We start from the raw sequence: 20796 nt of genomic DNA, 5'->3' as shown, positions 1-20796 counted from the left end.
AGGACCAGGCCGTCGTCACGCCGAAGGCGTGACCCACAGCACTGTGGCTGACTGGCTAGTCCACTTTCAGACCGAGGATGCCCGAAGTCAAGGCCCGCTCGCGGGCCGACTCGTCGGCCGCTCGGTGCTCGCGTGACGGGAACCTGTCCTGAGGGCGAACAACCGACGACTTGTCTATACAAGAACGGGTGCGAATGGCAGCGTGCGGGCCATGACCGCACCCGCGCACGTCCGCCGCACCGCTCGATGCGCCAGGTGGGAGGGAGTCGGCGAGCCGTTCACCGTCGTCGAGGTCCCGCTGCCCGGCTCGCTCGCCCCCGGGGAGGTCCTGGTCGAGGTCGAGCTGGCGACGGTGTGCGGCAGCGACCTGCACACCACCACCGGCGGCCGGCCCGCCCCCGCGCCCAGCGTGCTGGGGCACGAGCAGGTCGGCCGGGTGCTGGCCGTCGGTCCCGGCGACCCGCCCGACCACCTCGGAGGCGCTCCGGTCGAACCCGGCACGCGGGTGGTGTGGTCGGTGGCGGCGTCCTGCTGGAGCTGCGCCCGCTGCCGCGCGGGGATGCCGCAGAAGTGCCTGCAGCTGCGCAAGTACGGCCACGAGCGGTGGACGGAGGAGCACCCGCTGCGCGGCGGTTTCGCGACGCACTGCGTGCTGATGCCCGGCACGGCGATCGCCTCGGTCCCCGAAGCCATCCCCGCCGAGGTGGCGGCCCCGGCCTCGTGCGCGACGGCGACGGTGGCCGCCGCGATCGAGGCCGCCGGGCCGATCGGCCCGGACACCCGGGCGCTGGTCAGCGGCGCCGGGATGCTCGGTCTGACCGCGGTCGCGATGCTCGACGCGGCCGGGGCGCGGGTGGTGGCGGTCGACCCCGACCCGCTCCGCCGGGAGCAGGCGGCGCGCTTCGGGGCCGCCGAGTCGTCGGCGCCCGGCTCCGCGATCGGCGAGGTCGACGTGGCGCTGGAGCTCTCCGGTGCGCCCCGCGCGGTTCAGTCCTGCGTGGATTCGCTGACCGTGGGCGGAACGGCGGTGCTGGCGGGCTCGGTGTCGCCCGGCCCGGGCGCGCGGCTGGATCCGGAGCGGCTGGTCCGCGGTCTGCACCGCGTCGTCGGCGTGCACAACTACCACCCGCGGCACCTGCGCGCGGCGGTCGACTTCCTCGCCGAGCACCACCGCACCCGCCCGTTCGCCGAGCTGGTCGGCGGGCGCCACGGACTCGACGACCTCGAAACCGCCTTCAGCGCCGCACGCCTGGGCACGAGCCCGCGCCAAGCCCTCGCCCCCTGACCCCCGCGCGGTCTCGCCGGTGACCGCGCGACCGCGCGGACCGCGATCGCGGTTGCGGTTCCCTGCCGACCGCACCCCGCGGGAGAGGCGGTCAGGCGCCGGCGATCTCGGCTGCTGCCGAGGGGGTGAACTCGCCGGTCCAGGCCGTGCCGCTGCGGGTCAGATCCGCGCGCGAGCTGCGGGTGTTGGTGACGGTCACCGTGGCGACGTCGGGCCGGTAGCGGTCCTCGGAGCACTCCAGCGGGGTGCCGACGGAGTCGGTCGTCACGCGGCGCTCCCGCAGCAGCGGCGCGCCCGCGTCCACGTCGAGCAGCTGCGCGTCCGTCGCGTTGGCCGCCACCGCGTCGAAGGTGTGCCGCGCGGCGTGCAGGTCGACGCCCTGCCCGGTGAGGTAGGCGTAGATCGACCCGGAGTTGAGGTCGGCGTCCATCAGCGGCCTGCCCACCTGCTCGCGGTAGGTCATCCGCTCCAGCATCGCCGGGCGGCCGTCGAGCAGGCGCAGCCGGAGCAGCTGGACCACCAGCGCGTCGGGTTCGAGCTGCAGCGCCGCGGCGGTGGTGGGATCGGGCTTGCGCAGCGCGATCTCCTGCAGCTGCTGACCCGGCACGTGGCCGGTGATCTCGGCGCGGCGGGTGAACGACAGGAACGACTCGAAGGGCTGGCTCGGCACGGCGTCGAGCACCACCGGCCGCTTGCCCTTGCCCCCGCCGATCAACCCCTCGTCGCGCAGCGCGGCCAGCGCTTGCCGGATCGGCCCGCGGGAGACCGAGAACTCCTGGCACAGCTGGGATTCCGAGGGCAGCGACTCGCCGACGGCGATGTCCCCGCTGCGGATCCGCCGCCGAAGCTCGCCCGCCAGTTCCCGGTGCAGTGGAGTCGTCACGCACTGGACTATACAAGCTCCGGACGACGCCACATGTCCGGCCGGAAATTCGAGGTTGAACAGCAGATGACTTGTACATACAAGTCCTTGACCGGGTTTTCCGAGCGCTGCAACCGTGGGCGCCGTGAGCGTTTCGAGCGAACCAACCGATCTGATCGTCGTCGGCGCCGGGATCGTCGGGCTCGCCCACGCCGTCGAGGCCGTGGAGCGCGGGCTGTCGGTCACCGTCGTCGAGCGCGACGAGCGCGCCGTCGGCGCCTCCGTCCGCAACTTCGGGCACGCCTGCATCACCGCGCAGACCGGTGAGGCGCTGCGCCTGGCCGAGCGCTCCAGGGCGACCTGGTTGCGCATGGGCGCCAAGGCGGGCTTCGACGTCGCCGAGTGCGGCGCGGTCGTGGTCGCGCGGTCGACCGAGGAAGCCGCGGCGCTGCAGGAGCTGGCCGAATCCCGGGGTTCCGAACAGGTCCGGCTGCTCACCCCGGCCGAGGCCGTCGCCCTCGCGCCCGTGGCCGACGGCGAGCTGCGCGGCGCCGCCCTGCTGACCCGCGATCTGCGCGTCGACCAGCGGCGCGCCGCCGCGTCCCTGGCCGAGTGGTTGGCCGCGCAGCCCGGGGTGCGGATGCTGTGGTCCACACCGGTCCTCGGCGTCGAGGACGGCCTCGTGCGCACCGGCCGGGGCGAGCTCCGCGCGCGCCAGGTGGTGCTGTGCGTCGGCCACGACCTCGACCGGATCCTGCCCGAAACCGCCGAGGCGGCCGGGATGCGGCGCTGCGCGCTGCAGATGCTGCAGCTGCGGGCACCCGGCCTGCGACTCGATCCGGCGCTGCTCACCGGAACGTCGATGCTGCGCTACCCCGCCCTGGCCGGCACCGAAGGCGCCGAGGCGCTGCGCGCGCGCTGGCGCGAGCAGCGACCGGAGCTGCTGGATGCCTCGGTCAACCACATGCTCACCCAGCTGCCCGACGGCGACCTCGTCGTCGGCGACACCCACGCCTACGCCCGCACGCTGGACCCCTGGTCGTCCGAGGAGCTCGACCGGCTCCTGCTCGCCGAGACCGGCCACCTGCTCGGCCGCGACGACCTCGCGGTGGTGCGCCGCTGGCGGGGCGTCTACGCCTCGACCGAGGGCGATTTCCTGCGCGCCCGCGTCTCCCCCGGCGTCACCGCCGTCTCGGTTACCTCCGGGATCGGCATGACCACCGCTTTCGGACTCGCCCCGACCGTTCTCGATTCCATCGCCTGAAAACCCCAGGGAGTGCCCATGTCCTCGCCCCGCCCGCTGCGACGCCCCATCGCGCTCGCCCTCGCCGCGTGCACCGCTCTAGCGCTCACCGCCTGCGGCGGTGGCGGTGACTCGGCCGCCGAGTCGCCCACCTGCCCGGACGGGAAGATCCGCTTCGGCGTCGAGCCGTTCGAAGACCCCGCCAAGCTCACCCCGGCCGCCCGCAGGCTCGGCGACGCGCTGTCGAAGTCGTTGAACTGCCCGGTGGAGGTCCAGGTGACCCAGGAGTACTCCGCCGAGGTGCTGGCCATGCAGAACGAGGAGCTCGACATCGCGATCTTCGGTCCGCTCGGCTACGTGTTCGCCAGCCAGCGGGCCGATGCCCAGGCGCTGGCCTCCTTCGCCGACGCCAACGGCCAGCTGTCCACCTACACCGCGGGAATCTGGGTCCCGAAGGACTCCCCGATCACCTCGGTCGAGCAGCTGCGCGGCCGTTCCCTGGCGCTGGGCTCGGTCGGCTCCACCTCCGGCGACGCCCTGCCCCGCAAGGCGCTGGCCGACGCGGGCCTGCCGGAGAAGGACGTCAAGATCGACTACGCCGGCGGCCACCCCGAAGCGCTGCTCGCGCTGACCAACGGTGCGGTCGACGCCGCCGAGATCAACTCGCAGCAGCTTGCCTCGGCCATCGAATCCGGCACCTTCGACCCCGCCAAGCACCGCAAGATCTGGACCTCGGACCCGATCCCCAACGACCCGGTCACCGTGCGCGGCAACATGGACCCCCGGTTCAAGGAAGCCGTCCGCGACGCGCTGCTGAACCTCGACCCGGTCGCGGTCGGCGAGATCGGCGCGCTGCTGGACGTCTCGCCGCCCGGACCGCTGGTGCCCGTCGACCGCTCCACCTACACGCCGCTGTTCGACCTGGCCAAGACGCTCAAGCTCGATGAAGGGGACGCCTGATGCTCGCCGCCACCGGGCTGACCGTCCACTACGGTCCTCGCGAGGTGCTGCGCGGCGTCGACGTGTCGGTGGAACCGGGCGAGCTGCTCGCCGTTCTCGGCGCCAACGGGTCGGGCAAGTCGACGATGCTGCGCGCGGTCGCCGGGCTCGTCCCGGCGACGGGCTCGGTCACCGTCGACGGCACGGCACCCGGCCCGCTGGACATCGCGCTGGTGTTCCAGCGGATCCACCTCGTGGGCCGGCGCAGCGTCCTGGACAACGTGTGCGCCGGGGCGCTGGGCAGGCTCCCGCTGCACCGCTCGCTGACCCCCGCGCTGTTCCCCCGCGCCGTGCGCGAGGAGGCGATGGCCTGCTTGGATCGCGTCGGCCTCGCCGATCGCGCGCACGACCGCGCCGGCGCGCTGTCCGGCGGGCAGCAGCAACGGGCGTCCATCGCCCGCGCCCTGTGCCAGCGGGCACCCGTGGTGCTCGCCGACGAGCCGGTGTCCGCGCTGGACCCCGCCGCCGCCGAACGGGTGCTCGCGCTGCTCGGCGAACTCGCGCACGCCGAGCGGCTCGCCGTGCTCGCGGTGCTGCACCAGCCCGAGCTCGCCCGCGAGCACGCCGATCGCGTCGTGGGACTGCGCGACGGCGCGGTGGTCCTGGACGGCGCGCCCGATCAGCCCGTCGACTTCCTGTACCCGCACGCCCAGCTGGAGAACGCATCGTGACCACCGCAGTGCAACGGCCCGCCCGCCGGCCCGTTCCGCCGAAGCCACCGCGCACCCGCGGCCGGGTCCTCGGCTGGATCGTCGCAGCGCTGGTCCTCGCCGCGCACCTGGCCGCGTGGCGGGCGACCGAGATCTCCGCGAGCGCGCTCGTCGAGGGCGCCACCGGGATGGTCGACTTCCTCTCCGAGGCCGTGCCACCGGACTTCGGGGCCGACGTGCTCGCCGAGAGCGCCGCCGCCTCGGTGGTCACGCTCTGGATCGGGCTGCTCGGCACGACCCTGTCGATCCCCGGATCGCTGGTGCTGGCCCTGCTCGCCACCCGCGGCACCGCGCCCGGTTGGGTCTACCAGGCGGCGCGCGGCCTGCTGTCGTTCCTGCGGGCCGTTCCCGACGTGGTGTTCGCGCTGATCTTCGTCACCGCCGTCGGGCTCGGCCCGTTCCCGGGCGTGCTCGCCCTGCTGTGCCACAACGTCGGCGTGATGGGCAAGCTGTGGGCCGAGGCGCTGGAGGAAGCCGACCCCGGTCCGGCGCAGGCGCTGCGCTCGGCCGGTGCCGGACGCGTCCAGGTCGCCGCGCACGCCCTGCTGCCGGTGGTGACGCCGCAGCTGGTCGGGCTGCTGCTGTACCGGTTCGACGTCAACGTCCGGTCGTCCCTGGTGCTCGGGCTCGTCGGCGCCGGGGGCATCGGCTTCCTGATCAACCAGTCCATCCAGCTGTTCCAGTTCGACGAGCTGCTCACCCACATCCTCGTGGTGCTGGTGCTCATCGTCGTGGTGGACCAGCTCTCCGCCCTGGCCCGACGTCTCCTGGGGAGCGCACCGTGATCGCCCTGGCCGCGCTGGACATCGCAGGCACGACCGTCGACGAGGGCGGTGCGGTCTACCGGGTGCTCGCCGAGGTCGTCGCCGAGCACGGCCCGCCCGCCTCGGACGCGGAGCTCCGGCGCTGGATGGGGGCGGACAAGCGGGCGGCGCTGGCCGCGCTCACCCGAGATCCCGACGCCGCCGACGGGTTGCACGAGCGGTTCGCGACGCGGCTCGCCGAGCACTACGCCCGGCAGCCACCGGCACCGTTCCGCGGCGTGCCGGAAGCCCTCGCCTCGCTGCGCGATGCGGGCACCCGGGTCGCGCTGACCACCGGTTTCGACCGGCGGATCACCGATCTGCTGCTGACCGAGGTGGGTTGGCGCGTCGGCGAGCACCTGGACGCGGTGGTCTGCGCCAGCGAGGTCGGGAGCGGGCGGCCCGCCCCCGACCTGATCCGACGAGCCATGGAGCTCACCGGTGTCGACGATCCGGGGCAGGTGCTGGCCGCCGGGGACACCGAGCTCGACCTCCTCGCCGGCCACGCCGCCGGTGCGGGAGAGGTGATCGGGGTGCTCACCGGAGCGCAGACCAGGGCGGAGCTGGAGCTCCACCGCCCCACCCGGATCCTGCCCGGTTTGGCCGCCCTCCCCGAAGCGCTCGCCGCGCGGTGAGCGGCACCGGTGCGGATCCGCCTGCGCGGGCCGCACCGGTGCCGGAGCACCGCCGCAACGTCCCCGGTGGATCCCGCGCCTGCCGTCCTGGCGGCAGCGGTGAGCGTTCCAGGTGCGGGCTCGAAGTCCCGCACCTGGAACGCAGTGCTCACGCCATCTCGTGAAACCCCGGCGCTGCTCCGTCAGCTCGTCGGGACGAGCGGCTCCTGCTCCGGTTCGTCCCCGGCCGCGGGCCCGGCCACCACCGGCGGCTTCACCGCTGCGCCGGGAACATCGGCCCGCAGCCACCTGGCCAGCGAGATCGCCACGATCACCAGCACGAAGATCAGCGGGAACGCCGTGATGATGGACAGGGTCTGCAGGGCTTCCAGGCCGCCGGTGTACATCAGCACCACCGACACCGCCGCCAGCACGACCGCCCAGAACACCCGGTGCCAGCGCGCCGGGTTCGCGTCCCGCGGCAGGTCGGCGGAGGCCACCGCCGCCATCGTGTACGCCGAGGAGTCCAGCGTGGTAGCCAGGAAGACCACCATCAGCAGCAGGAAGCCCACCACCGCGAACGCACCGAGCGGGAGGTGGGCCAGCGTGGCGATGATGCCCGCCGCGTCACCGTCGCGCTGCACGATGTCGGCGATCGGCGCGACGTCCTTGATCTCGAAGAACAGCGACGTGTTGCCCAGCAGCATGAAGGCCAGCCAGCAGCCCGCGCTACCGGCCAGGCACATCGCCCCGATCAGCCCGCGGATCGTGCGCCCCTTGGAGATCTTCGCGGTGAACAGGCCGACGAACGGCGCGTAGGCGATCCACCAGCCCCAGTAGAAGATCGTCCAGGTCTCCTCGAAGCCCGAGCCGCCGACCGGGTCGGTGTAGAAGCTCATCTCCACGAAGTTCTGCAGCAGGATCCCGGTGCTCTGGGTGAACGTGTCGATCATGAACACGGTCGGCCCCAGCACCAGGATGAACAGGCCGAGCCCGAGCGCCAGCCAGACGTTGAAGCTCGCCAGGCGCTTGAGCCCCTTCTGCAGGCCGAGGAACACGCTGGCGCCGAACAGCGTCGTCCAGATCACGACGATGCCGATGTCCAGCGGCGTGCCCTTCTCCAGCGGGGTCATCGTGGCGATGCCCTCGGAGACCAGCGGCACCTCCAGGCCCAGCGAGGTGCCCGCGGCACCGATCAGGCCGAAGATGAACAGCACGTCGATGAGCCTGCCGAGCCAGCCGTCCGCGCGGTCCCCGATGACCCCGCGGCAGGCGTCGCTGAGCCGCAGGGTCGGCTGCTTGCGCACGTGGTAGACGTAGGCCAGCGCAAGCGCGGGCAAGCAGAACAGGCCCCACGCCGTGAATCCCCAGTGGAACAGCGGGTAGGTCGCCGCCCAGTCGGCCGCCTCGGTGCTGCGGGGCTCGATGCCCATCGGTGGCTCGACGTAGTAGTACGACCACTCGATGGCGCCCCAGTAGATGATCCCACCACCGATGCCGGAGGTGAAGATCATGCTCAGCCAGCTCGTCGTGGAGAACTCTGGCCTGTCGTCGCGCCCGCCGAACTTCACCCGGCCGTAGCGGCTGAACGCCAACCACGCGAGGAATCCGGCGACCGCCGCGGCGAACCAGAGATAGAGCCACCCGAACTCGCCGGTCAGGAAGCCGAGCACGCTGTCGAGAACCTGCTGACCGCGCTCCGGGGCGATCAGCACGGGCACGCAGATGGCGGCCACCAGCAGTACCGAGAACCAGAAGATCCGTCTGTCGATTCGGACTTTTCCGTCTGCCGCAAGGATGACGGAAGCACCTCCACACTTTCGTCGCCGACCGCGGTCGGTCGGTCTTGCCAACTCCGGTGACGGCCGCGCCGGAAGTCCAGCCGCCCGCACCTGCGTTGCGATTCAACTGATCAATCAGTCGCTCAACGGCGCCTTACATTGCGCCGTTTTTCCGCCTGAGTCAAGTGGCGGTCACCTTCATCGCAGTTCACAACCATATAACGAGCGCCGAAGCGGCCCGCTGGCCACCACTGGAGCGTTGCGACGAGGCGGGATCGTTGCGATTGTCGCAATACAGTGCTAGCGTTCGGCAAGACGGGGAAGCCACCGGGCGAGCGCAGGCGGTCGTCGCCCGGACGAAAAGGGCCTCCTCCCCGCTCGCGCGGAGAGGAGGCCCTCGAAGGTCTTGGGTTGTGCGCCGGAGGCGGCGGTCAGGACTCCCGCTGCACGGTCCTGCGGTCCTGGACCCGGCCGCGCCGGCCGTGGATCAGCACCGCTCCCCCGCCGCCGCGGCGCAGCTGCGTGCACGCCTCTTCGATCGCGTCGGACTGCGTCCGCGTGTGGCACTCGGCCGCCGCGGCCGGCCCGTTCACCTTCCACCCGCCGTTGCGCTGATCCGGCACCACGTAGCACTCAGACCGATCCACAGCCACCTGCGCACTCCATTCGTCAGCTCGACTGCCGTCGTTTCCGGGGTTCCCGTCGACCGGGCGGGCACAAACCCGGCGCGCGCCCGAACGAGCGACGCCGAACGGGGCGAATCGCAACGCGCGGGCCGACGCGCGTCGGCGCACGAGGCCGAACGGGCGCACGCGCGCGTCCGAATGATCGATCGAATCGCTGCGCCGGCCGTGCGAGCTTGAGTGCATATCGAACAAATCTGCCAAAACTGGCAAAACGCCTTCCGCTTGCGCCCATCCACCACACCTGCCGCGACGCCGCGGGCACACCGCGCGTCGCCCTAAGGAGAGGCATGAAACGGTTCTTGGCGGCAGCAGTGATCAGCGCGACGGCGGTGGTGCTCGGCACCGTTCCGGCCGCGGCCCACGAGGAGCAGTACGACCAGGTCCGACCACCGACCGAGGCCGAGCGGGAGGCGGAACGAGCGGCCGCGCCCGACGGGCGCGCCAAGTGCGTCAACGGCGTCGCCGCGAACACCTACGCCTGCGACGGCGTCGAGATGCTCGACCACCTCTGGCTGGAGGACCTGGGACTGAGCTTCGCCAACGACATGTGGGGCTGGACCGATCCCGCGACCGGCCGGGACTACGCGATCGTCGGCGGGGTCGAGGGCACGGTCTTCGTCGACATCAGCGAGCCCGCGAACGCCCGGGTCGTCGGGATGCTGCCGACCCACGTGCAAGACCCGACCCGGCAGCACTGGCGCGACATCAAGGTGCACGACGACCACGCCTTCGTCGTCGCCGAGCAGCGCCCGCACGGCATGCAGGTCTTCGACCTCACCCGGCTGCGCACCGAGAGCGGGACGTTCACCGAGGACGCGCACTACCCCGGCTTCGGCAACGCGCACAACATCAACATCAACGAGTCTTCCGGGTTCGCCTACGTCGTCGGCACCGACACGTGCGCGGGCGGCCTGCACATGGTGGACGTCTCGGAGCCGACCAGCCCGCGACCGGCGGGGTGCTTCGCCGAGCACGGCTACATCCACGACGCGCAGTGCGTGACCTACCGCGGGCCGGACTCCGAGCACGCGGGACGGGAGATCTGCTTCAACTCCAACGCCCGGGAAACGGTGCAGGGGCGGGAGAACCGGGTGTCCATCGTGGACGTCACCGACAAGCTGCGGCCCCGGACCCTGAGCCGGACCCCCTACCCGGAGGACGGCTACAGCCACCAGGGCTGGCTCACGCCCGACCAGGAGCACTTCCTGCACGGCGACGAACTGGACGAGGTCGACCGCGGAATCCCGACCCGCACCAGGGTCTTCGACGTGACCGACCTCGACGCCCCCAGGCACAGCGGCACGTTCGACAACGCGACCACCTCGATCGACCACAACATCTACACCGAGCGCAACCTCGCCTACGCCTCCAACTACACCAGCGGGCTGCGGGTGTACAGCACGGCGAACGTCGCCGACGGAAGGCTGCGCGAGACGGGCTTCTTCGACGTCTACCCGGAGAACGACAACCCCACGTTCGAAGGCGGCACGTGGAGCAACTACCCGTACTTCAAGCGCGACGTGATCGGGGTCAGCACGATGGACCGCGGACTGTTCGTCCTGCGCAGCACCGAGTAGTCCGGCGGCGGTCGGCGAGGCCCCGCGCCTCGCCGACCGCGCTCGGCGCTCAGGCTCCCGCGCGTTGCGCGGTGCGCGCTGCGCGGATCTCCTCGCGCAGCACGTCCGGGCGGTCGCTGATGATGCCGTCGACGCCGTTGCCGAGCAGGGCGCGCATGCGCTCCCGGTCGTTGACGGTGTAGGGGTTGATCCGCATCCCGTGCTCGTGCACGGCCGCGACGTACTCCGGCGTCGCCTCCGAGTGGTGCGGGTTGACCTGGTCGGAGTAGCGGGCCACCTCGGCGAGCTGGTCGGTCGAGGGCGCACCGAGGACGCCGACCTGGACCTGCGGCAGCAGGCCGTCGAAGTGCCGGATGAACTCCCAGTCGAAGCTCTGGACCACGAGGTTCCGCGCGCTCGGGTCGGGCCGCACCCAGCGCGGCCTGCTGCTCAGCTCATCGGCGATGCGCTCGGCGATCCCCGGGTAGAGCGAGGGCGACTTGGCCTCCAGCAGCAGCCCGGCGTCGGTCGGTTCGAGCACGTCGAGCACCTCGTCCAGGGTCGGCACGGTCGCCCCCGCGTAGCTCGGGTCCTTCCAGGAACCGGCGTCGAGCGTGCGGATCTCCTCGAGCGTGAAGTCCGAAACCCGCCACGGCGCCCGCTCCGGGAACTTCTGCTCGACGTCGGTGGTGCGACCGAGAGTCGTGTCGTGCACCACGACCAGCTTCTCGTCCGCGGTCTGCTGGACGTCGATCTCGACGAGGTCCGCGCGCATCTCGACGCCCAGCCGAACCGCCTCCAGCGTGTTCTCGGGGGCGTAGGCGGACGCGCCGCGGTGCGCGATGGCGGCCGCCTGCTCGGGGGATTCCACCGGGGCGGCGGTGGCCGTCGCGGTGGCGGTCATGGTGGCGAGCAGCGCGGTCGCGGTCAGCGCCGCTACCCGGTGCAGCATGTGTCGATCTCCTCGCTCGGTTTGTCCGGAACGACTGGTGATCCTGCGGACCAACCGCGTCGTCGAGCTGAGCTCCGGTGAACCCGGTGGTGTCGCGCAGTTGAACCTTCACCCGCGCACCGCAGCGCTCCGGGTGCGCGACGGGGCCGCGGCGGCTGCGCCGACCGCGGCCCCGCCTGATGGGCATCAGAAGCCGGTGACGTCCAGGAGGCTCTCCTGGGTTCCGTCCGGGTCCTGCGAAGGCCAGGTCCAGTCCTTCGTGCCCGCCCGCTGCAGCGCGTTCTTGACCTGCTCCGGCGAGGCGCCCGGGTTGGTCGCCTTGTGCAGGGCGGCCCCGCCGGCGACGTGCGGCGTCGCCATCGAGGTGCCCGAAATCGTGTTGTAGCCGCCGTTGGGCCAGGTGGAGGTGATGCACACGCCGGGGGCGATCAGGTCGACGTCGGCGCCGAAGTTGGAGAAGTCGGCGAAGGTGTCGTCCTCGTCCTGGCGGCAGGTCGCGGGCGCACCACCGCCGGGCCGGCCGTTGAAGTCGGCCAGCGCGCTCACCGTGATCACCTCGTCGTAGGCCGCCGGGGTGCTGTTCGCGGCGTCGGCGGAGTCGTTGCCCGCGGCCACCGCGAAGGTGACGCCGGCCGAGACCGCGCGGCAGATGGCGCTGTGCTCGGAGTCGCCGCTGGCGCGGCCGCACTGCCCGTCGTCGCTGCCCGCTCCGCCGAGGCTCATGTTGGCCACGTCGATCGTCCCGGCGTTGGCCGCGACGTAGTCGATGCCGCAGACCACGTCGGCCGTGGTGCCCACGCCCGCGTCGTTGAGCACCTTGACCGCCCAGATCCGCGCGCCGGGCGCGACGCCCACCACGCCGTCGCCGTTGTCGACCGCCCCGATCGTGCCCGCGACGTGCGTGCCGTGGCCGTTGCCGTCCTCGGGCGGCAGCATCGGCAGCGTGCAGTTCTTGCCGCCGACCACGTCGAGGTCGGGGTGCGAGCTGTCCACCCCGGTGTCGATCACCGCGACGTCGGCGTCGGTGCGCTGATCGGCGCCGTCGATCGCCGCCGTGGGGCTGGCGTCGGCGTTGACCCGGTCGATGCCGGTCGGCAGCGATTGCGCGGTGGCGCGGACCTGCCGAACCGGTTCCACCCAGGCGACGTCCGGGTCAGCCGCGACCCGTTCGCGCTCCTGCTCGCTCATCCGGCCCGAGTAGCCCTTCATCGCGGCCTGGTAGACGTGCTTGACCTGCGCTCCGTGGGCGCGGGAGTGCTCGTCGGCCTTGCCCTTGGCGTTCGTCCCCTCCTCGAGCACCACGATGTACTCGCGTTCAGCGGGTGGCGGTGCCGCGTGGGCGGTCAGGCCGGTCGCGCCGGCTAAGGCGCAGGCGAGCACGAGAGCCGTCGTTGGTCTTCGCATCCGAACCCTCCGTTGATCCGTTTCCTTGGACTCGCGGGTGAACACCCGCCACGACGGCGTCGGGCGCCGTCGAAGTGCCGGGGCCGGGTTCAGGGCTGCGCTTCCTGCTCGGCATCGCTCAACCGCAGGGTCATCAGCCCGAGGCTCAGCAGGAGCCGGTCGCGCGAGCGCGACAGCGCGCGGCCGGTGAGCGATTCGATGCGCTGCAGCCGGTAGAGCACCGTGTTGCGGTGGCAGTAGAGGCGCTTGGCCGCGTGCGTGGCGGAACCGTTGCAGCGCAGCAGCGCTTCGAGTGTGCCGAGCAGCGGTTCCCGTTCGCGCTGCGGGAGTTCCAGCAGCGCGCCGAGGGTCATCTCCGGGAACCGCTCGGTGAGGTCCGGATTCGCCAGCAGCAGCGCTTCCGGCAACCGGTCGTCCGCGGTGACCAGACGCGGCCGGTGCAGGCTGCGCGCGGCGGCCAGCGCGAGCCGGTGCGCCGCGGGCACCTCGCCTAGGTCGTCGACCACCGGTGACACCGCAGCGCGGCAGTTGACCAGCGGGTCGACCTCGGCGACCAGCGATTCGCGGACGGCCTCGCCGAGCAGCACCAGGCCTGCGACGACGCGCTGCTGCCGCGCCCACCGCGCGGTCATGCCCCGGCGCTCCAGCGCTTCCCCGGCGCCGCGCAGCGGATTCGCTTCGCCGGGCGCGACCGGAGCGGCCAGGCACACGTACCGCCCGCGCTCGGGCAGGTGCAGCGCTCCGGCCGCCCGCCGGGCGGCCGGAGCGCCTTCGGCTCGCAGGAGGCGCTCCAGCGCGGCGTCCCGCCCGCCGCGCTGCGCCTCGCGGCGGGCCGCACCGGAATCCTCGGCCGAACGCCCCTCCACCGGCCGCGTCGGCGCGAACGCGACAAACCGCCCGGTCGGTTCGAACATGTGGGTGACCTTTGCACGCGAATCGCGGCCTGTCCACAACTTGATCACCGGACGGAGCAGCGCTCGGGGCCAACTTTGTGCGCAGCGCCCACATTTTCGTCTTCCGGAATCGAATTCCGCTGGCGGGCGGGCAATTTCCGGACGTAGATCATCCGCTTGGGGGCTCGGGTCGAGCGCGGGCCGCTCCGGCGGCGGCCCCGCCCCGCCGGTGATGTGGATCATCTCCGCCCGGCCGGGATCGCGCTCTCGCCTTGACGGCGCGAGGCGCCGGAAGCAGGATTCCCGATCATCATCTGAATCGAACAGGAGATGAGCTGGTGTCACTGTATCGTTCTAGCGGCGTCCTGGCCGCTGCGCTGGTCGCCCTGTCGGCCGCGCTCTCCCCCGCCGCGGGGGCCGAGCAGCCGGGGGCGGCCGGCGACCCGGTGCACCCGCGGTGCGCCAGCGAGCAGGGCTGGGAGTTCTCCACCGATCGGCTCGACCCCGCCTACACCGCGCACGCGTTCGTGGGCAACGGCTACCTCTCCCAGCGCGTGCCCCCGACGGGGGCGGGCTACGCCGCCACCGGCGAGGAGACCGGCTTCCCCCTGGAAACGCCGCGCTACGACGGCGCTTTCGTGGCGGGCCTCTACGGGGAAGGCCCGAGCGCGCAGAGCGACGTCCCGCGGCACGCGATCGCGGCGATCCCGACCTGGTCCTCGATGACCGTCCGGGTGGGCGAGCACACCTTCTCGCCGAGCACGCCACCGGAGCAGATCTCGAACTTCCGGCAGTCGCTGAACGTCCAGTGCGGGGTGCTGCGCACCTCGCTGACCTGGACCACGCCCGAGGGCAAGGCCACCGATCTGGTCTACGAGGTCCTGGCCGACCGGGCGAACCCGCACGTCGGCGCGGTGCGCGTGCAGGTCGCGCCCCGCTGGTCCGGGCAGGCCGAGGTCACCGGCGCCATCGAAGGCGCGGGAGCGCGCCGGATGCGCGCCACCGGCGGCCAGGTCGACGGCGACGCCGTGCGGGTCGGGTTCGAGACCGACGGCGTCGGCGCGCGGGGAACCGTCGCGCAGACCATGACCGCGCCCGAGGAGGTCCGCGCGGCTCCCGAGCAGCGCGCCGAGGGGCTCGACGCCGAGCAGCGGTTCCGGTTCACCGCTCAGCGGGGCCGGACCTACGAGTTCGGCAAGTTCGTCGGCGTGGACACCTCGGTGACCACGCCCGACCACGCGGCGGCCGCGGTGCGGGCCGCGTGGGACGCGGCGCGGCGCGGCTGGGACCGGCTGCACGACTCGCACGCGGCGCGCTGGAAGCGGCTGTGGGAGAGCGACATCCGCGTCCCGGGCCGCCCGGACCTGCAGAAGACGCTGCGCTCCAGCAAGTACGCGATCCTGTCGAGCATCCGCGAGGGGCAGGACTTCAGCGTCGCACCCGCGGGTTTGAGCAGCGACAACTACGCGGGCCTGATCTTCTGGGACACCGAGCTGTGGATGTACCCGAGCCTGCTGCTGCAGCACCCGGACATCGCGCGATCGGTCGTGGCCTACCGGGAGAAGATGCTGCCCGCCGCGCGCGAGAACGCTCGCTCCACCGGCCAGCTGGGCGCCTTCTACCCCTGGACCAGCGCGGACAGCGGCGACCTGGAGAAGGACTGCCACAGCTGGGACCCGCCGCACTGCCTGACGCAGAACCACCTGCAGGGCGACATCGCGCTGGCGACCTGGCAGTACTTCCAGGCCACCGGCGATCGGGGCTGGCTGCGCGAGCACGGCTGGCCGGTGCTGCGCGGCATCGCCGAGTACTGGGCCGGGCGCGCGACGCCCAACCCCGACGGCAGCTACTCGATCAACGACGTCGCGGGACCGGACGAGTACAGCAACGGCGTCGACGACGGCGCGTTCACCAACGCCGGTGCGTCCATCGCGCTGCGCAACGCCGCCGAGGCGGCCCGGGTCCTCGGCGAACCCGCACCCGCCGAGTGGAAGACCATCGCCGATCGGCTGCGCGTGCCGTTCGACGAGCGGTCGAAGGTGTTCCAGCAGTACGACGGCTACGCCGGCCAGCAGATCAAGCAGGCCGACGCGGTGCTGCTGCAGTACCCGCTGGAGTGGCCGATGTCCGAGGAAGCCGCCAAGAACACCCTGGACCACTACGCGCCGCGCACCGACCCGGACGGCCCGGCGATGACCGACTCGGCGCACGCCATCGACGCGGCCGAGATCGGCGAGCCGGGCTGCACGACCAACACCTACCTGGAGCGTTCGATCAAGCCGTTCGCGAAGGAGCCGTTCGCCCAGTTCTCCGAAGCGCGCGGGGAGCGCGCCGGGCAGGACGCCGGGGCGCCGACGTTCAACTTCCTCACCGGCGCCGGCGGCTACACGCAGGTGTTCACCCACGGCCTGACCGGGATGCGGTGGCGCCGCGACGAGGTGGTGCTCGACCCGATGCTGCCCCCGCAGCTGGCCGGCGGCGTCGAGCTCACCGGCCTGGAGTGGCAGGGCCGCACCTTCGACGTGCGCATCGGCGAGCACCGCACGACCGTGACCCTGCGCGAGGGCGAGCCGTTCGCGGTCCGGAGCCCGGAGGCCGAGCACGTGGTCAGCGAGGCGAGCCCGCTGGCGCTGAAGACGCGCAGGCCGGACCTGGCGCCCACGGACGACCTCGCGCGGTGCCGGGCCGCCGAGGCCACCAGCGAGGAACCGGGCCGCTACGTCGAAGCCGCGGTCGACGGCAGCACCGCCACCCCGTGGCACCTGAACGGCCCGAGCGGCGCGGCGACGGTCGACCTCGGCGCGCCGAAGCCGATCTCGCGGGTCACCCCGCGCTGGAGCGAGATCGCGCCCACCTCGTTCCGGCTGCTGACCTCCCTGGACGGCGAGCACTTCACCGAGGTCCCCGCCGAGCCCGGTGACGGGCACCTCGCCCGCTACGTGCGGGTCGAGCTCACCGGCCCGGAGGGTCCGGAGCACACCGGCATCAGCGAGCTGGAGGTCCGCTGACCACCGGCTCTCCGTCGAAGGAGGGGCCCGCCGCGCTGCGCGACGGGCCCCTCCTTCGCGAGTGCCGACCGCTCCTGCGATCAGCAGCCGCTCCGCTCGCTTACCGCACGATCCGGACACGTGGAGGTCACGGGTAGATAAATAGTTATTTGGCTCTATTTTCTGCTCGGACGATCGGGTGCTGTGCTTCCGGCCACGCCGCGCGGTTCCCCAGATCCCCAGAGACGTCCGGAGCAACGATGCCCGTTCCCGTCCACAACACCCGCGCCGCGGCGGGGGCACGCACCCCGCGCTGCGGCGAGAAGCCCACCGAGCCCAAGTCCGCCGGTTTCGTCTTCGCCCTCGGCTTCGCCCAGTTCGGCCTCTACGTCGCCCTGCTCGGTCCGGTGATGGTGAGCATGGCGCTCAAGGTCGCCACCCTCACCGACGTGGCCACCGAGCGAACCGCGGCGCTCGGCACCATCCTCGGCCCCGGCGCGATCGCCGCGGTCGTCGCCAACGTCGTGTTCGGCCGCCTCTCCGACCGCACGACCTCCCGCTTCGGCCGCCGCAAGCCGTGGATCGTCGGCGGCGCGGTGGCCATGGCCCTGGCCCTGCTGTGGGTCTCCCAGGCCGGCAGCGTCCCCGGCCTGCTGATCGGCTGGGTCGCCGCCCAGCTCGCCGCCAACGCCTGCTTCAGCCCGTTCATCGCCACGCTCTCCGACCAGCTGCCGGAGAAGCAGCACGCCAAGGTCTCGGCGATGGTCGGGATCATGCAGAACGTCGGGATCCTGGGCGCCACCCAGATCGCCTCGGCGCTCACCGACGACATGCTGCTGCTGTTCGCGGTCCCCGCCGCGATCGGCGTGATCGGCATGCTCATCTACGCCGCCGTGCTGCCCGACCCGGTGCTGGAGGCCAAGCCCGGAAGGCTCGACTTCCGGGAGCTGCTGCGCACCTTCTGGGTCAACCCGCTGCGCCACCCCGACTTCGGCCTGGCCTGGGCCTCGCGGTTCTGCGTGATCCTGGCGTCGTTCCTGTTCACCACGTTCCGCTTCAACTTCCTCGTCGACCGGCTCGGCCTCGACGACACCGCGGCGGCGGGGGCCGTCGCCACCGCGACGCTGGTGTACACGATCGCGCTCGTGGGCGCCGGCTGGCTCGCCGGCGTGATCTCCGACCGCACCGGCAAGCGCAAGTCGATGGTGGCGGCCTCCGCGCTGCTGTTCGGCATCGGCACGGCCATGCTCGCCCACACCGACACGCTCACCGCGTTCTACCTGGTCGAGGCGATCATGGGCGTGGCGTACGGGATCTACGTCAGCGTCGACATGGCGCTGGTGCTGGAGGTCCTGCCCGATCCCGACGACGCGGGCAAGGACCTCGGCGTGTTCAACATCGCCAACGCGCTGCCGCAGTCGGCGGCCCCGTTCCTCGGCGCGATGCTGCTGGGCGCCGGCGCGGCCGCCGGTGGCCCGAACTACTCGTTGCTGCTGTGGGCGGCCGGTCTGGTCTGCCTGGCCGGTGCCCTGGTCATCCTCCCGATCAAGAAGGTGCGCTGATGACGAACTACGACGAACTGATCACCGCTCTCTCCCCGCCGGAGAAGGTCGAGCTGCTCACCGGGGCCAGCATGTTCGCCCTGCGCGGCGAGCAGCGCATCGACCTGGCGCCGATGGCCTTCTCCGACGGCCCGACCGGGGTGCGCGGGCTGGAGTTCACCGGCGGCGAGGTGGTCGCGCTGTTCCCCAACGCCACCCTGCTGGCCTCGGCGTGGAGCACCAGCACCGCCCACGAGGTCGGCGAGATGCTGGCCGACGAGGCCGAGCGCCAGCGCATCCACGTGGTGCTCGGGCCGACCATCAACCTGCACCGAACCCCGCTGGGCGGCAGGCTCTTCGAGCAGTACGCCGAGGACCCGCTGCTGACCGGGCACCTGGCCGCGGCCTACGTGCGCGGGCTGCAGTCGCGGGGCATCGGCGCCTGCCTGAAGCACCTGGTGGCCAACGAGTCGGAGACCGAGCGCAACTACGTCAGCTCGGAGGTCTCCGAGGCGACCCTGCGCGAGCTCTACCTGCTGCCGTTCGAGATCGCCGTCGAGGACGCGCGGCCGTGGTCGATCATGGCCGCCTACAACGACGTCAACGGGGTGGCCGCCACCGAGCACGAGCACGTCAACAACGAGGTGGTCAAGGGCGAGTGGGGCTGGGACGGGCTGCTGATGTCCGACTGGTTCGCCACCAAGACCGCCGCGGCGGCCGCCAACGGCGGGCTCGACCTGGTGATGCCGGGTCCGGACGGCCCGTGGGGCGCCTCGCTGGTCGCCGCCGTCGAGGCCGGCGAGGTGGACGAGAAGGTCGTCGACGACCACCTGCGCAGGCTGCTGCGATTGGCCGACCGGGTCGGCGCGCTCGGCCGGTCCCGCGCCTGGCGCGGCGAGCTGCCCGCACCGGACTCGCCGCAGCGCCGCGCCGAGCTGCGACGCCTGGCCACCGACGGGATGGTCGTGCTGCGCAACGACGACGCGCTGCCGCTGCCCGATGCTCAGCGCGTCGCGCTGATCGGCAGGCACGCTCTGGAGACCACCTGCATGGGCGGTGGTTCGGCGACGGTGCGCCCGCCGCACCAGGTCTCGATCGCCGAGGGCCTGCGCTCGGCGCTCGGCGATCGGGTGGAGGTCGTCGACGGCGTCGAGGTGCGCTCGCTCCCGGCTCCTTCGGACGCGCTCGAACACCCCGAGACCGGCGAGCCCGGCGTCCGGATGTCCGCGGTGGACGCCGACGGCGAGGTGCTGGGCGACAGGCACCGCGAGATCGCCAGCGCGACCGTCGAGGGCGACTCCTTCGACCGTCCGGTCGCGCGGGTGGTCTTCGCCGGCCGCTCCGCCGCCGGTGGCCGGATGAACGTCGGTGCGATCGGCACCGGCGCGTGGAGGCTGCGGGTCGACGGCGAGGAGGTCGCCGCGTTCACCCTGACCGCCGACGGCCACGACCCCGGTGAGGCGACGCTGATCCCGCCGCGCCGCACCGTCGAGGTCAGCGTGCCCGCGGGCGGTCTGGTCGAGGCCGAGCTGCGGATCGTGGCCACCGAGCCGGTTCCCGGCCCGGACGGCGTCGTGGGCGTGCTGTCCAACGCCATCGCCTCGGGCCTCGGGTTCAAGGCCCTGGTGGCCTCCCCCGTGCCGGTGCCCGCCGAGGACACCCTCGCGACCGCGGTCACCGCCGCCCGCGAGGCCGACGTGGCGGTCGTCGCGGTGGGCCTGACCGAGGAGCAGGAGACCGAGTCGCGGGACAAGAGCACACTGCGGCTGCCGGGCGAGCAGGACGCGCTGGTCCGCGCGGTCGCCTCCGCCGCGAGCCGCACCGTGGTGGTGGTCAACGCCGCGACGCCGGTGCTGATGCCCTGGGCCGAGGAGGTCGACGCGATCGTGGTCGCGGGCCTGCCCGGCCAGGAGGGCGGGCACGCGGTGGCCGACGCGCTGCTGGGCGTCCGGGAACCCGCCGGGAGGCTGGTCACCACCTGGCCCGCGGCCGACGCTGCCGCGCCCGCGTGGGACGTCGTGCCCCGCGACCTGCGCCTGGAGTACGCCGAGGGGACCTTCATCGGCCACCGCGGGCATCACGCCGGGCTGGCCGCCCCGCCGGCCTACTGGTTCGGGCAGGGCGAGGGCTACGGCTCCTGGTCCTACGAAGCGGCGCGGCTCGTCGAGGGCGCGCCGTCGCCCTCGGTGGAGGTTCGGGTGCGCAACACCGCCCCGCGCGACTCCCGCGAGATCGTGCAGGTCTACCTGCAGCCGACCGAGCCCGACCAGCCGGTGCGGCTGGTGGGCTGGGCACCGGTGGCGGTGGCCGCGGGCGAGTCCGCCTCGGTCGTGGTGCCCACCGACCCGCGGTCCTGGCGGCGCTGGAGCGGCGCGGGCTGGGCACCGCTGTCCGGAGGGGAGCTGCTGGTCGCGCGCGGTCTCGGCGACGTGCGGCACCGGCTTGTCGTTCCGGACCGGCCGTCCTCGTAGAGTCGATGC

At 72.6% G+C, this 20796-nt stretch carries 16 protein-coding genes; 10 read left to right on the top strand and 6 right to left on the bottom strand.

The window, feature by feature from the left end; translation table 11 throughout:
* Nucleotides 1–211: 211 nt before the first annotated feature.
* The gene (locus ACFQRI_RS25830; RefSeq protein ID WP_380673031.1) at nucleotides 212–1285 is read left to right on the top strand and encodes a zinc-binding dehydrogenase; all 1074 of its coding nucleotides are present in this window, start codon (nucleotides 212–214) and stop codon (nucleotides 1283–1285) included.
* A 91-nt stretch (nucleotides 1286–1376) separates the two neighbouring features.
* Here the strand turns inward: ACFQRI_RS25830 and ACFQRI_RS25825 are convergent, their stop codons facing one another.
* The gene (locus tag ACFQRI_RS25825) at nucleotides 1377–2168 is read right to left on the bottom strand and encodes a GntR family transcriptional regulator (RefSeq protein ID WP_380673029.1); all 792 of its coding nucleotides are present in this window, start codon (nucleotides 2166–2168) and stop codon (nucleotides 1377–1379) included.
* A 124-nt stretch (nucleotides 2169–2292) separates the two neighbouring features.
* Here ACFQRI_RS25825 and ACFQRI_RS25820 point away from each other — a divergent pair, with 124 nt between their 5' ends.
* Genes ACFQRI_RS25820 through ACFQRI_RS25800 form a run of 5 tightly spaced genes read left to right on the top strand, consistent with a single transcriptional unit; the run spans nucleotide 2293 to nucleotide 6537 of the window.
* Complete coding sequence (locus ACFQRI_RS25820) at nucleotides 2293–3411, top strand: TIGR03364 family FAD-dependent oxidoreductase (RefSeq protein ID WP_380673027.1); 1119 nt, start codon at nucleotides 2293–2295, stop codon at nucleotides 3409–3411.
* 18 nt (nucleotides 3412–3429) lie between these two features.
* Nucleotides 3430–4350 (top strand): phosphate/phosphite/phosphonate ABC transporter substrate-binding protein, encoded by a 921-nt coding sequence (locus ACFQRI_RS25815; protein WP_380673025.1) that lies wholly within the window; start codon nucleotides 3430–3432, stop codon nucleotides 4348–4350.
* A complete protein-coding gene (locus tag ACFQRI_RS25810) occupies nucleotides 4350–5060 on the top strand; it encodes a phosphonate ABC transporter ATP-binding protein (protein ID WP_380673023.1) in 711 nt (236 codons plus the stop codon). The genes ACFQRI_RS25815 and ACFQRI_RS25810 overlap by 1 nt, the downstream gene beginning before the upstream one ends.
* The gene (gene phnE, locus ACFQRI_RS25805; RefSeq protein WP_380673021.1) at nucleotides 5057–5884 is read left to right on the top strand and encodes a phosphonate ABC transporter, permease protein PhnE; all 828 of its coding nucleotides are present in this window, start codon (nucleotides 5057–5059) and stop codon (nucleotides 5882–5884) included. The genes ACFQRI_RS25810 and phnE overlap by 4 nt, the downstream gene beginning before the upstream one ends.
* Nucleotides 5881–6537 (top strand): phosphonatase-like hydrolase, encoded by a 657-nt coding sequence (locus tag ACFQRI_RS25800; RefSeq protein WP_380673019.1) that lies wholly within the window; start codon nucleotides 5881–5883, stop codon nucleotides 6535–6537. Before phnE ends, ACFQRI_RS25800 begins: the two co-directional genes overlap by 4 nt.
* A 182-nt stretch (nucleotides 6538–6719) precedes the next feature.
* Here the strand turns inward: ACFQRI_RS25800 and ACFQRI_RS25795 are convergent, their stop codons facing one another.
* Together ACFQRI_RS25795 and ACFQRI_RS25790 are read right to left on the bottom strand one after the other, a co-directional pair.
* Nucleotides 6720–8408, bottom strand: a complete 1689-nt coding sequence (locus ACFQRI_RS25795) for a BCCT family transporter (RefSeq protein ID WP_380673017.1) — start codon at nucleotides 8406–8408, stop codon at nucleotides 6720–6722.
* Between the two features lie 320 nt (nucleotides 8409–8728).
* Nucleotides 8729–8944, bottom strand: coding sequence for a DUF2188 domain-containing protein (locus tag ACFQRI_RS25790; protein ID WP_380673015.1), 216 nt, complete (start codon nucleotides 8942–8944; stop codon nucleotides 8729–8731).
* A 326-nt stretch (nucleotides 8945–9270) separates the two neighbouring features.
* Between ACFQRI_RS25790 and ACFQRI_RS25785 the strand changes: the two genes are divergently transcribed.
* Complete coding sequence (locus tag ACFQRI_RS25785; RefSeq protein ID WP_380673013.1) at nucleotides 9271–10560, top strand: choice-of-anchor B family protein; 1290 nt, start codon at nucleotides 9271–9273, stop codon at nucleotides 10558–10560.
* A 49-nt stretch (nucleotides 10561–10609) separates the two neighbouring features.
* On the opposite strand, the gene ACFQRI_RS25780 is transcribed toward ACFQRI_RS25785, so the two are convergent.
* The 3 genes from ACFQRI_RS25780 to ACFQRI_RS25770 form a co-directional block, all read right to left on the bottom strand.
* Nucleotides 10610–11491 carry a glycerophosphodiester phosphodiesterase gene (locus tag ACFQRI_RS25780; protein ID WP_380673011.1) on the bottom strand — a complete coding sequence of 294 codons (882 nt, stop codon included), beginning with the start codon at nucleotides 11489–11491 and terminating at the stop codon, nucleotides 10610–10612.
* Between the two features lie 186 nt (nucleotides 11492–11677).
* A complete protein-coding gene (locus tag ACFQRI_RS25775) occupies nucleotides 11678–12895 on the bottom strand; it encodes a S8 family peptidase (protein WP_380673007.1) in 1218 nt (405 codons plus the stop codon).
* Nucleotides 12896–12984: 89 nt separating this feature from the next.
* Nucleotides 12985–13809 carry a PucR family transcriptional regulator gene (locus ACFQRI_RS25770; protein ID WP_380673005.1) on the bottom strand — a complete coding sequence of 275 codons (825 nt, stop codon included), beginning with the start codon at nucleotides 13807–13809 and terminating at the stop codon, nucleotides 12985–12987.
* A 317-nt stretch (nucleotides 13810–14126) separates the two neighbouring features.
* On the opposite strand from ACFQRI_RS25770, the gene ACFQRI_RS25765 reads away from it, so the two are divergent.
* From ACFQRI_RS25765 to ACFQRI_RS25755, 3 genes are all read left to right on the top strand, one after another.
* Nucleotides 14127–16796: a glycosyl hydrolase family 65 domain-containing protein gene (locus tag ACFQRI_RS25765; protein ID WP_380673003.1), complete on the top strand. Its 2670-nt coding sequence runs from the start codon at nucleotides 14127–14129 to the stop codon at nucleotides 16794–16796.
* Nucleotides 16797–17035: 239 nt separating this feature from the next.
* Nucleotides 17036–18337, top strand: a complete 1302-nt coding sequence (locus tag ACFQRI_RS25760; protein WP_380673001.1) for an MFS transporter — start codon at nucleotides 17036–17038, stop codon at nucleotides 18335–18337.
* A complete protein-coding gene (locus ACFQRI_RS25755) occupies nucleotides 18337–20787 on the top strand; it encodes a glycoside hydrolase family 3 protein (RefSeq protein ID WP_380672999.1) in 2451 nt (816 codons plus the stop codon). The genes ACFQRI_RS25760 and ACFQRI_RS25755 overlap by 1 nt, the downstream gene beginning before the upstream one ends.
* Nucleotides 20788–20796: the final 9 nt, after the last annotated feature.

The organism is Saccharopolyspora griseoalba, from assembly GCF_042665275.1.
Lineage (GTDB): Bacteria > Actinomycetota > Actinomycetes > Mycobacteriales > Pseudonocardiaceae > Saccharopolyspora > Saccharopolyspora griseoalba.
The sequence above is the reverse complement of the archived record's forward strand: the minus strand, read 5'-3'. Positions and strand labels throughout refer to the sequence as shown.

Bases quoted from the DNA above. Each gene is read 5' to 3' on its own strand.
- ACFQRI_RS25830 (WP_380673031.1), top strand. From the start codon at position 212: ATGACCGCACCCGCGCACGTCCGCCGCACCGCTCGATGCGCCAGGTGG.
- ACFQRI_RS25810 (WP_380673023.1), top strand. From the start codon at position 4,350: ATGCTCGCCGCCACCGGGCTGACCGTCCACTACGGTCCTCGCGAGGTG.
- ACFQRI_RS25755 (WP_380672999.1), top strand. From the start codon at position 18,337: ATGACGAACTACGACGAACTGATCACCGCTCTCTCCCCGCCGGAGAAG.
- ACFQRI_RS25785 (WP_380673013.1), top strand. From the start codon at position 9,271: ATGAAACGGTTCTTGGCGGCAGCAGTGATCAGCGCGACGGCGGTGGTG.
- ACFQRI_RS25775 (WP_380673007.1), bottom strand. From the start codon at position 12,895: ATGCGAAGACCAACGACGGCTCTCGTGCTCGCCTGCGCCTTAGCCGGC.
- ACFQRI_RS25780 (WP_380673011.1), bottom strand. From the start codon at position 11,491: ATGCTGCACCGGGTAGCGGCGCTGACCGCGACCGCGCTGCTCGCCACC.
- ACFQRI_RS25760 (WP_380673001.1), top strand. From the start codon at position 17,036: ATGCCCGTTCCCGTCCACAACACCCGCGCCGCGGCGGGGGCACGCACC.
- ACFQRI_RS25815 (WP_380673025.1), top strand. From the start codon at position 3,430: ATGTCCTCGCCCCGCCCGCTGCGACGCCCCATCGCGCTCGCCCTCGCC.
- ACFQRI_RS25770 (WP_380673005.1), bottom strand. From the start codon at position 13,809: ATGTTCGAACCGACCGGGCGGTTTGTCGCGTTCGCGCCGACGCGGCCG.